This window comes from Neobacillus vireti (assembly GCF_036962465.1).
Classification (GTDB): Bacteria; Bacillota; Bacilli; order Bacillales; family Cytobacillaceae; genus Neobacillus; species Neobacillus vireti_B.
On record NZ_JBALNF010000067.1, the window covers coordinates 61,794 to 74,627 of the forward strand.

Sequence of the window (12,834 nt, forward strand, 5' to 3'; positions counted from 1 at the left end):
GATATAGATGGAAAAAAATATTAATCAACCAAACTATCGTTTTCCTGAAAAGTTTTGGTGGGGAAGTGCCGCATCCGGTCCGCAAACGGAAGGGGCCGCAATGGCTGGTGGAAGAAAGCAAAGTATCTGGGATTATTGGTATAGTGTAGAGCCTAATTGTTTTCATAATCAGGTTGGCCCGGAGCAGACATCGGATTTCTATCATCGCTTTAAAGAAGATATTCAGTTAATGAAAGAAACGGGGCATAACTCCTTTCGGACCTCGATTCAATGGTCCCGGTTAATTCCGGATGGAACTGGGGAAGTGAACGAGATGGCCGTTGCCTTTTACAATCAAGTCTTCGATGAGCTGCTGGCCCAGAAAATAGAGCCCTTTGTGAATTTATACCATTTTGATATGCCGATGTGTATGCAGGAAAAAGGCGGCTGGGAAAGCCGGGAAGTCGTTGATGCCTATGTGAATTATGCAAGAACTTGCTTCCGTTTATTTGGAGGCCGCGTGAAATACTGGTTTACTTTTAACGAACCGATTGTTCCAGTCGAGGCAGGCTATTTATATAATTGGCATTATCCTAATGTAACAGATTTCAAACGGGCAGCCGTTGTTGCGCACCATACGATTGTGGCCCATGCCAAGGCGGTAGAGGCCTTTAAGAAGGAGAAGATAGCAGGGAAAATCGGCATCATCCTGAACCTAACGCCAACCTATCCAAGAAGTAAGGATGATTCGGAGGATGTAGCCGCAGCCCATATTTCGGATTTGTTCTTTAACCGCAGTTTTCTTGATCCGGTCACAAAAGGGGAGTATCCGCGTGATTTGGTTGATCTATTAAAAGAAAGAAAGCTGCTTCCAACGGTGGAGGCCGGTGATTTGGACGTGATCAGAGAGAATCCGATTGATCTTTTAGGTGTGAACTACTACCAGCCGCGCCGTGTAAAAGCGAAGGAGAAGCCGGAGCCTGAGAATACTCCGTTTATGCCGGAACATCTATTTGATCCTTATATCATGCCAGGGCGGAAAATCAATCCGCATCGTGGCTGGGAGATATGCGAGGAAGTCATCTATGACATAATGATCGATCTTCGTGACCATTATGGAAATATCCCCTTCTTCATCTCGGAGAATGGCATGGGGGTTGAGGGAGAAGAGAAGTTTCGCAACAAAGAAGGATTCATTAAGGATGACTACAGGATTGAGTTTGTGAAAGAACACTTAAAGTGGGTACATAAAGGAATTCAGGAAGGAGCCAATTGTCTGGGATATCATATTTGGACATTCATGGATAACTGGTCATGGACAAACGCCTATAAGAACCGCTACGGATTGGTAGAAGTAGATTTGAATAATGGTCTTAAACGAACCATAAAAAAATCTGGCCGATGGTATAAGCTGCTGGCAGAGAACAATGGATTTTAAGCTTGGTGAGACGAACAATTTACACGTAGGGGGATGCTAATGAAAGCCTACATGGTATTCGATATTGGAGGTACATATATCAAATATGCGGTTATGGATGAAACGGCCAAGAAACTCAAAAGCGGCAAGTTGATGACCCCCAAAGATGGATTGGAGATCTTCTTGCAGACTTTACAAAGAATAGTCGAACAATATTCGGATGACTTTGAACTTCAAGGAATTGCCGTAAGTTCTCCAGGATCTGTAGATGTAAAAACAGGCTTTATTGGCGGAGCCAGTGCGATTCCCTATATCCATGGAGTCAACATGACCGGAATCATAAAGGAACGGACAGGACTTCAGACAACGATCGAAAATGATGCCAATTGCGCTGCTTTGGCGGAAGGCTGGTTAGGTGCAGCCAAAGGAACGGATTACTATATTTGTATTGTGATAGGCACAGGAATTGGCGGCAGTATTGTCCTGAATCAATCGATATTACGCGGGGCCTCGCTGCACGGCGGGGAGTTTGGTTACATGATTATGGGAGCCCCTTTCCAAGAGCCGCTGCAAGGAACCTGGAGCCTTGTGGCTTCCACCAATGCCCTTGTGGAGGAAGTGAAAAAGGGAAAATTGCTTGGGAAAGGGAAGCTGGACGGAGAAGAGGTATTTCGTTTGGCGGAAGAAGGCGACTCGATTGCCCAAGAATGCCTTACCGAGTTTTATAAGAGGCTGGCAATCGGTATCTATAATTTGAAATATGCCCTGGACCCAGAAAAAATCCTCATTGGCGGCGGGATTAGCAAACGCCGGGAAGTGATTGACGGAATCAATCATGAATTAAAGGGCCTGAGAAATGAGATTTCCACGTTAGCTATTGAAGTGGAAGCGTGTCAATTTGGTAACGATGCCAACTTAATCGGGGCCTTGTTTCATTTTCTGAATGACAAGGGACGGTTTCAAGAATAATAGACTAGGAGGAATTGTAAATGCTTGGTGCGATTGAAGCGGGAGGGACAAAATTTGTTTGTGCTGTCGGAGACGAAACAGGAAAGATAACGGACAGAATTCAAATCCCCACGACTACCCCGGAAGAAACCCTTCCAAAAGTCGTTGATTTTTTTAAAAAGTACCCAGTGGAGGCGATCGGGATTGGCTCATTTGGCCCTATTGATGTCAATCGGGAAAGTCCGACTTACGGGTATATTACGTCTACACCAAAACCAGGGTGGAAGGACTATCCGTTTGTGCAAACAATTCAGAATGCCTTTGATGTTCCCATTGGCTTTCATACAGATGTAAATGCGGCCGCATTAGGCGAGGCGACCTTTGGTGCAGCCAAAGGGCTGGACAGCTGCTTATATATTACGGTTGGCACAGGAATTGGTGCAGGGGCGCTTGTTCAGGGACAGCTGCTTCAAGGGCATTCACATCCGGAGATGGGACATATTTTGGTTCAACGTCATCCAAGGGATCCCTATCAGGGAAGATGCCCGTACCACGGTGATTGCCTGGAGGGGCTGGCGGCAGGGCCTGCCATTGAAGAACGATGGGGAGAAAAAGGAATCCGCTTGGCGGAAAGGGAGGAAGTATGGGAATTGGAGGGCTACTATATTGCTCAGGCCCTGATGCAATATATTCTGATTCTTTCTCCAAAAAGGATCATCCTAGGCGGCGGCGTGATGAACCAAAAACAAGTATTCTCTTCTATCTATCAGTATTTGGAGCAGTTTCTGCGTGATTATGTTACATTGCCGGAGCTGTCGGAGTATATTGTAAGCCCTGGGCTGGGGGATGATGCAGGGATTACAGGGGCGCTTTTATTGGCGCGGCAGGCATTAGGTGAGAGTAGGAAAGTATATTAATAGAGGGAACGTACTACTCGGGAGAGTGGTACGTTTTTTTTGTGGGGGCGGCTTGGCGAGAGGTTGGGCTCTACTAATGGACAATTTCCCCGCTGTTCAATGGGGTTTTGTCAAATAGGGTTGCTGCTATTGGACAAATTCTGGAGGGAATTTAAAATTTTGTCCCATAGCCGCTGTCTATTGGACAGATTGGAGAGGGTGGATAAGGATTTTGTCCAATAGGGACCTTCTTTTGGACAATTTTTATAAGTTCGATGGGGTTTTGTCTAATAGAGTTATAGCTATTGGACAATTACAGGAGGGAATCTAAAAATTTTGTCCCATAGCCGCTGTCTATTAGACAAATTCGTGAAGTTGGATAAGGAAATTGTGCAATAGAGCCCATCTATTGCACAATTTTTAATTGGTTCAAGGGGATTTTGTCTAATAGAGTTATAGCTATTGGACAAATACTGGAGGGAATTAAAATTTTGTCCAATAGCCACTGTATATAGGACAGATTTAGAGAGTACAATCAAGTTTTGTCCTATCCCTAGATGAAGGGCATTTTTCATGCAGCACGACTTTAACATTCTGAATTGTTAAACAGTGTTCTTTACTTTAACCAATGAATCTATGTTTTAGCCAATAGGAGGATAAGAATAGTATTGCTAAAATAGTGGAAAGGCTTACATTCAAGGGGAGCCATGGGATGAAATGTAACCTATTCATTAAAGAGGGGGGCGGAGCTATCCATCAATGAATCTATTGATGCCTTACATAATTGTAGGTGATCAACTTACTTCTTTTGTCTAAGCAGCTAAGCGGAAAAAAGGGGAGGGAAATGGATGTTTTCACGAATGGGAAAAACGAAAAAAACATTGATCGTCACAATTTCGGCGCTTTTTACCTTGCAGGCCGGCTTTGCAACCTCAGCTTTGGCGGGGGATACACTGCCATATACAGGCAGCAACGCAACCGGATTAAATCAGCCAACCCAGCACGGATATACATCGAATGACATTTTAAAGTGGAAACCGGAAACAGATAAAGATTCAGAGATGCTCAGGTCGCGAGTCCCACTACAACAACGTAATGAAGCATTTACCGCCACACAGGCAAACCCTAATTTGAGCCCGGAAACACAAATGTTTAATATTGCAGGTGACTATGGGAATGCTTTTATGGACAGTACCGCCTATACGAATAAATTCGGGCAGTATACGTTTCCTTACTGGCAGTATGTTGATTATTACTCTTATTGGCATGGAATGGCGACAGCCGATGTTCCAAAAGATTTATATGATCCGAGCCTTCAATGGTATGAAAGATGGTTTGAATTTGGTGCATTAAATATCCCAAATCCGGCTTATACGAATGCCGCCCATAAAAACGGAGTCAAATCCCTTGCTGTTATTTTCTTCTCAAGCAATGACAGGGGCCCGCAAACCTATACGCAAATGCTTGTCAAAGACAAGGATGGGAACTTCCCTGTTGCTGAAAAACTGATCGAAATGGCTAAGTATTATGGATATGACGGCTATTTCTTTAACCAAGAAGAGCTTTCCGGGGTAGCTGTGAAAGATATCCCTACTTATAAAGAGTTTTTAAAGGTTTTACGAAATAGTGGTTTATATGTCCAGTGGTACGATGCAGTTAATAATACAACTGGTAAATTAAAATACGACAACGAATTCACCACCGGGAATAGTCCGTTTTTAAAGGATCCGCAATATGGCGATCTGGCCCAGTCGATTTTCTTAAATTACAATTGGAACAAACAAAAGTTGTCAAATTCGAAGGCCCTTGCAGAGAGTTTAGGTTTAAATCCTCTAGAGTCTGTGTTTGCCGGTGTGGAAGCAGGCGGCGACAAATTTGGCCTTCATCGAAACGATCTTAAAAATAATTTGGACAGCATAGGCAAATCGATGAACAGTATCGCCATGCTTGGAGCGGACTTTACCCATCATGGCTTGGATGAAGATCTTGGCGGAGTGGATACGATGCGTCGCAACAACAGCGATTACCAATGGATGTCGTTTATTCGTGATCGTGCATGGTGGACAGGCCCTAATCTTGATCCAACTAATACGGGTAGAAATGCAAACGCTGCCCTTTCCGATGTAGCGGCAAAAGGGGATAACTGGGATGGTGTTGCTGCGTATATCGCTGAACGCAGTGTCATTCAGGGCTCCAACTTTGTCTCTAATTTTAACATGGGCCGCGGATTAGCCTATTATGTCAATGGCAAGGTTAGTAACAATGAAGAATGGTCCAATATCAATATTCAGGATATTCCTGTGACATGGCAATGGTGGATGCAAACATCAGGCACACCGCTGCAGGCAGACTTTGATTTTGGTCCTAACTACAATGCGGGCCAACGGTTCAATTATCAAAAGGTTGGTGCCTATAACGGCGGAAACTCACTCGTTGTAAATGGCACATTGGATGCAGAAAACTTTTTACACCTTTACAAGACCGATTTACAAGTAAAACAGGGCTCTAAATTTTCGCTTACTTACAATAAAACATCCCAAGATGATGCATCTAAAATGAGTGTCGGTTTACTTTTTAAAGACGCTCCGGAACAAGTTGTGAAAGTGGATGTACCGAATTCCGGCAAAAAGACGGATGGATGGGTGACAGCCGATCTTGACTTGTCCAAATATGCAGGCAAAGAGATCGAAGCTTTTGGAATCGTTTTTGATAACGGTGCACAAGGACAGATCAATAATTATCAGGTTAATATCGGCCAGGTGAAAATCAGCGATCAGTCGATTGAGAAACCGAAGGCACCTGTAGGACTTCAGATCACAAAAGCTCTACGTGATTCTAATGAAATGTATATCTCATGGAATCTCGCTGACTATGATGATGTGAAGCAATACAATGTCTATAATAACGGAGCTTATGTTGGCGGAATTTATGATAATGTCTTTTACATCAAGAATATGAAAGGGTTATCAGGTGATATTTCCGTCACAGCCGTGAGTCAGGATGGCCAGGAAAGTGATCCTACTGTAGTCAAATATGATTTAACAAAAGGGGTTCATAACATCAAAGTTATCCAATCGGATAACGGCGATATGGTAGTTTCATGGGAAAATCCTAAGGATGTCGATGGAAAGGTTACTGTAAATCTTTCTACTGAGTATGACTATGCCAAAGAAGTGAACGAGACGGTCACCGTAAGTAATGGCAAGCCAGAAGCAAAACTGTCCAATTTACCGATTAATGGGGATAAATATCTTCTAAAAATAAAGGTCGGCAGCCATGACTGGATTAGCTATCAGGGCACGTTTATAGACAAATCCATTGAAGCGTATCCGGCAGAAAAAGTCACCATTAATGGGACTTCCGTGACGTGGGGATTACCGGACGCAAGGGATTGGCATTACCTGTATGTCCATGAAAATGGCGTGGCTAAAACGTTCAATACTACTTACAGTCAAGGACGCAAACCTTATATTGTGCGCGGACGCACCCATTTACAAGAGCTCACCTTCCAAACCCAGTCTACGAACAGCATCCTTGAATTTGTGATGGAGGACTATTCAGGTAATAAAGTTACTACTGTTGTCAGAATGACCTTAGATGACCTTTACAGTATCATCAACGGATTGGTTGAGAAAAAAGAGTTCACCGCAACAGCTGGCGAAATGCTAACGGACACATTGAACACTGCGAAGGAACATTATGAGGCAGGCCGCTTGAAACAAGCGGCCACGCAATTAGAGAAGTTTAAGGCTCAAATCGACCGCGGTGAATTCAATGGCATTTCACAAGACTCGAAAAACAGGCTAAAAGCTAGCGCGGACTATTTTTTAAGAACATGGTCGAAGTAAACCGCTGCTAGCCAGCGAAGTTATCAGGTATGGCAGATACGAAATATCTGCCATACTCTTTATTTTTTATGCTGGTTAATGATCACGGAAAGCGAGGGCCTGGAGCGGAAATTAACAGCAAAATTTAACACAGCATTTTTTTAAATAAAAGAATATTAGCTTGGGAGGGAACAACATTGACCTTGGAGAGAATACAGCGATTTATTCAGCATTTATCGAATCACCAGATACTAGAGTCTATCCAGATTGAGGAATGGCGTGCAAAACGCGGCATTTATATGTCACCAGCAAACTATAAGTTTGATTCAGAAGACAGCTTTCCTATTAATGAAGGTGACTGGTTAATCGATGCCGGTGGTACCATGTTTTTGGAGAAGGAAGTATCGATCCCCGCTCACTGGCAGAATCGGCCATTTGGACTTACCTTTCTTGCCGGTGCAAAGGGCCGCAGGACGCTCCATGAGGGTTTGGTTTCATTAGATGGCATGCCCCACCATGGAATTGATCGGAACCGTAGTTATGTCCCTTTTCCGGAGAGTGCACGGGGAAAAGAAAAAATCAATATAAAAGTAGAATTATATAACTATGCCGGTCAAACGCTCGATGAGTTAAATTATCAAAATGAACCCGCCGAATTTGATCCCCCGCCACTAACCCTTCTGAAAGGAACTCTTGATCTTCCGAATACGGCTGTCCAAAGTCTGCTGGCCACCGTGAAGTGTTACTATGATACCGCGAAATTGCTGCAGGAAGGTGACATGGGACGATTCAAAATCATTGAGAGTTTGACTGAGGTTGAAAAAATGATTCTGTCTGAAACGCCGGAAGCATTAACGAACGGTTCATGGGTTGCTGACATGGAAGAAGACTTAAAGAAAAAACTATCTGATTTGGCGGGCAGCCCCTATGGTCAAATGTTAATGGTAGGACAGTCTCATATTGATTTGGCCTGGCTCTGGCCGGTAAAGGAAGCCATTCGTAAGTGCAGCCGGACTTTTTCGACGATGAGTACCCTGCTGGATGAGAATCCAGGCTTTACCTATGCACAGAGCCAGCCCCAAGCCTATGCCTTTGTAAAGGAGCATTACCCTGAAATCTATGAAAGGGTGAAAAAGCATATTTCTGATGGACGCTGGGAGGTCGTTGGAGGCATGTGGGTAGAGCCCGATTTAAATATGCCATCCGGTGAATCGTTAGTCCGTCAGTTGCTATATGGGATGAAATTTTACAAGGATGAATTCGGCGTACAGCCAAGAATTGAGTGGCTTCCTGATACCTTTGGCTATTGTGCTTCTCTGCCGCAATTGTTAAAGGGTGCTGGAATCGACTATTTTATGACCTCTAAAATGAACTGGAATGACACTAATCCATTTCCTTATGATTTGTTTTATTGGGAAGGGATCGATGGAACGCAGATTCTGTCCTTTTTAAATCATGGATTAAATGAATATACCCACCCCCAAGAAATCCAGAGTCACTGGGATAGTTTTAAGCAAAAGAATGCCCATCCAAAACAAATGCTCCTTTATGGACATGGGGATGGCGGCGGCGGCGTGACACAAGAAATGATTGATTATATTGATCGTTCCGCCTCCTTGCCTGACTTGCCGGCAGTGGTAAACAGTACAGCCCACGAATTTTTCGATGGGATCCGTGAGGCCAATCCACCTTTACCTGCATGGGTGGGGGATATGTATTTGGAGCTTCATCGGGGGACGTACACCACACATGCCCGGAATAAGAAATGGAACCGGAAAGCAGAAGTCCTTTACCGAGATGCAGAGATTTGGCGCAGCCTAGCTGGAAACCTTGCCGGAGCCGATCTTTCTCAGTCATTGGAAGAAGGCTGGAAGCTGCTCCTGCTCAATCAATTTCACGATATTATTCCAGGGTCGTCCATTCCGGAGGTCTATGTGGATTCAGAGGCCGATTACAAGAAAATTTTTGCAAACGGCGAAACGGTGAGACAGGAAGCATTGCAGTCTCTCGAAAAGCAAATTGATACCAAGGGCGACGGAATACCGATTATCGTCTTTAATAGTTTGTCCTGGATGAGGTCCGAGACCGTAAGAATTACCGGTGGACCTGAATTGGCAGGAATGGGAGCAGTCAATCAGGAGGGGCGGGAACTTCCAACGGACACTATTCAAATGGAGGATGGCCAAATCGAATTAACAGTTCACGTGCCTGAGATTCCGGAAATGGGTTATGCAGTCGTATGGTTAAAGGATTTAGGGAAACAAGCTATCGAGGAACAGGAGGAATTGGGCCGCGAGTGGGGAACGGACTATTACCTGGTGGAATGGAATGAAAAGGGGGAAATTTCCCGCCTATATGATAAAAAAGCCCAGCGTGAAGTGGTGCCTAGCGGGGCCGCTGCTAATCAGTTCCAGCTCTTCCATGACCGCCCGATGCTCTGGGATGCATGGGATGTGGACCCCCATTTTGAAGACCAGCCGGCGGAACCGGTTGTCCTTCTTGAGCAGGGCATTCAAAAAGGAGAGGCCAAGGATGTGATCCGGTTTAAATGGCAGCTGGCCGGGTCAACCATCGAGCAAGATATGGTTTTCTATCACCACAGTAGACGAATCGATTTCCAAACGCGAGTCGATTGGCAGGAGGAGCACAAATTATTAAAGGTTGCCTTCCCGGTCGATGTGGTTAGCAATAAAGCCACATTTGAAATCCCGTTCGGATCGGTGGAAAGAGCGACTCATACTAATACGAGCTGGGAGCAAGCACAGTTTGAAGTGTGCGGCCACCGCTTTGCCGACCTTTCTGAAGCTGGATATGGAGTCAGTTTGTTGAATGATTGCAAATACGGATATGATGTGAAACAAAATGTTCTGCGCTTATCCTTGCTTCGGGCACCTAAATGGCCTGACAAAGGGGCAGATCAGGGGCAGCATGAATTTACGTACTCCCTTTTCCCGCATGAAGGTGACTGGCGAGAGGCTGAAGTGGTTAAGCGCGGGTATGAGTTGAATCACCCAGCTGTTGTTTTCTGTACTTCTGCCCATCAGGGAAGACTGCCAAGTTCGCATTCTTTTATAAAGATAGAATCCAATCAGGTCATTCTTGATACGGTGAAGCCGTCAGAGGATGGCACGGGGCTTACGTTGAGAATGTATGAATCTAGCGGCGGCAGAGAGAATATTTTCATATCCTTGGCGGGGCAGGTTCAGTCAGCACATGAAACGAATCTACTGGAAGAGAGACAGGCAGACATTTCCGTCCAAGGGAACAAGCTATCCTCCTCACTGAAGCCATTTGAAGTAAAAACAATTTTAGTAAGCTTGTAGAATCAAAAAACTACATGGGTCAGGTGGAAAAATGGCACATTCTAATACGGCAAAAGAAGCGATAAATGAACGAGTTGAAGCATTATTGTCCAAGATGACCTTAAAGGAAAAGGTTGGACAGGTGAACCAGAAATTGTATGGCTGGGAAGTTTACAGAAAAACAGACACCGGCTATGAACTAACGGAAAAGTTTAAAGAACATGTAGAGCGATGGGATGGAATCGGAGTCCTTTATGGACTCTTCCGTTCCGACCCATGGTCAGCCGTTAATTTTGAAAATGGGATTACGGAGGATGTTAGTGCTGAAGTGGCCAATCTGATTCAACAATATGTAAAGGAACATACAAGATTGGGAATTCCCGTCCTTCTTTCGGAAGAATGCTCCCACGGTCATCAAGGACTAGACAGCATGATTACGCCTGTCAATTTGGGAATAGGTGCAACGTGGAATCCCGAATTGCATGAAAAACTGATGGCCGCCGTGGCAAAGGAAGTAAGGGCAAAAGGGGCCCATTTGGCACTCGTATCGACATTGGATATCCTGCGCGATCCAAGATGGGGGCGATCAGAGGAGTGCTTTAGTGAAGATCCCTACCTCGCCTCCCGGTTATCCGAGGCTGTTGTTAAAGGAATGCAGGGGGAGCCAAGTGACTTTATCCCAGAGGGGAAAATGACCGCTGTTTTAAAGCATTTTGCGGGCCAGGGCAACGGAACAGGAGGTAAGAATGCTGCGCCAGCTTCCATCGGGGAAAGAGAATTAAGGGAAATTCATCTTCCGCCGATGATCTCAGCCATCCAATCAGGAGCTCTTGCCTGTATGGCAGCTTACAATGAAATTGACGGAATTCCCTGTCACGCCAATGGCTATCTTCTTAATCAAATTTTGCGGGAGGAATTCGGATTTAAGGGAATGGTGATGGCTGACGGCTGTGCGCTCGACAATTTGGTCGCTTTAACCCAAAGCCGGGAGAAAGCCGCTGCATTGGCCCTTGAAAACGGAGTAGATATCAGCCTTTGGGATGATGTGTATACTACTTTGGAAACCGCAGTGGAAACGGGGCTCGTCAGTAAAGAAAAGCTTAATGATGCAGTAAGAAGGGTATTAACGCTTAAATTAAAAATGGGCTTGTTTGATCAGCCTTATGTGGAAGCCAATCCGATGAAAAATAAGGAGCAGGCTGAGAAAATTAATCTGGAATCGGCACGGCAGTCGATTGTTCTGTTAAAAAATGACGGAATCCTTCCTCTCAAAAAAGATGTTAAAAAAATAGCAGTCATTGGCCCTAATGCTGACGCCATTTATAATCAGCTTGGGGATTATACACCGTTCCAGCGGGAAGGCCGCGTCATTACGGTTCGGAAGGGGATTACCTCACTGGCCTCTGAGGCGGAAGTGGTTTATGAAAAGGGCTGCGGCATTCGCTCCGGTGATCGAGAAGGTATCGAGAAAGCCGTTCATCTTGCCGGCAGTTCAGATGTGGCTATCGTTGTTTTAGGTGGTTCCAGTGCCAGGAAATTTGATGCCCAATTTGACCTAAACGGAGCTGTTGTTAATACAACAGGCGAGGAAGAAATGGATTGCGGCGAAAATGTGGATGTGGCCAATTTGGAATTGGGCGGCCTTCAGCTCCAGCTGCTTCAAAAAGTGATGGAAACAGGAACACCGGTTATCGTTGTTTTAATCCAGGGAAGACCACATGCGATTCCATGGATTGCGGAACATGCCCCAGCGATTTTAAGTGCCTGGTATCCAGGACAAATGGGTGGTCAGGCCATAGCGGAGGTGTTATTTGGAGAGGTAAATCCCAGCGGACGATTGCCGGTGTCCATCCCAAGGTCTTCCAAGCAGCTGCCTGTTTTTTATAATTATAAGGACGGGGGATACAAGAAGGACTATTTCGATCAATCCGGAACTGCCTTGTATCCATTTGGCTTTGGGCTTTCTTATACCGACTTTAAGTATGAAAATCTTCGGGTCACAAGGAAAACCATAACAGCTGGCCAATTGTTGGCTGGTGAAAAATTCTGCATAACGGTGTACGTCACCAATATAGGGGACCGCGATGGTTATGATGTGATTCAGCTCTATCTAAAAGGAAAGGGCTCAAGTATAACCAGAAGGGTTAAGGAATTAAAAGGTTTTAGGAAGGTATGGCTGGATGCCGGGGAGACCAAAGAAGTGATGCTCGAGCTTAGGGCGGAGGAATTACAAGTATTCAGTAGCCAAAATATCTATAAGCTGGAACAGGGATGGTTTGAAATTGAAGTTGGAAATCCTGGAGATTTATTGAGCACGGAATTGACTATCGGATAAATGGCAGCAGTTCCTTAAATATTGTTTAGTCCTCCTCTGTTCTGGTGGTTGGAGCCTTTATTGAACTGTCCAAATTCAAGCCAAGTTCAGACAACACAAGTCAGAAAATACACGGAGCTGTCCGAAGTCA

The 12,834-nt window shown here is 44.9% G+C and carries 6 protein-coding genes; all 6 read left to right on the forward strand.

All coding sequences use genetic code 11. The features are described from left to right. Nucleotides 1-7: 7 nt before the first annotated feature. The 6 genes from V7077_RS24090 (at nucleotide 8) to V7077_RS24115 (ending at nucleotide 12,704) form a co-directional block, all read left to right on the forward strand. Nucleotides 8-1,417, forward strand: coding sequence for a glycoside hydrolase family 1 protein (locus V7077_RS24090; protein WP_335506674.1), 1,410 nt, complete (start codon nucleotides 8-10; stop codon nucleotides 1,415-1,417). A gap of 39 nt (nucleotides 1,418-1,456) precedes the next feature. Then, a complete protein-coding gene (locus tag V7077_RS24095; protein WP_335506676.1) occupies nucleotides 1,457-2,365 on the forward strand; it encodes an ROK family protein in 909 nt (302 codons plus the stop codon). 20 nt (nucleotides 2,366-2,385) lie between these two features. Then, entirely contained in the window at nucleotides 2,386-3,261 is an 876-nt protein-coding gene (locus V7077_RS24100; RefSeq protein WP_335506678.1) for an ROK family protein, read from the forward strand. Between the two features lie 827 nt (nucleotides 3,262-4,088). Continuing rightward, nucleotides 4,089-7,088: an endo-beta-N-acetylglucosaminidase gene (locus V7077_RS24105; protein ID WP_335506679.1), complete on the forward strand. Its 3,000-nt coding sequence runs from the start codon at nucleotides 4,089-4,091 to the stop codon at nucleotides 7,086-7,088. A gap of 176 nt (nucleotides 7,089-7,264) precedes the next feature. Beyond that, nucleotides 7,265-10,390, forward strand: a complete 3,126-nt coding sequence (locus V7077_RS24110) for an alpha-mannosidase (protein WP_335506681.1) — start codon at nucleotides 7,265-7,267, stop codon at nucleotides 10,388-10,390. Nucleotides 10,391-10,421: 31 nt separating this feature from the next. Then, on the forward strand, nucleotides 10,422-12,704 hold the full coding sequence (locus V7077_RS24115; protein ID WP_335506682.1) for a glycoside hydrolase family 3 N-terminal domain-containing protein: 2,283 nt from the start codon (nucleotides 10,422-10,424) through the stop codon (nucleotides 12,702-12,704). Nucleotides 12,705-12,834 lie beyond the last annotated feature (130 nt).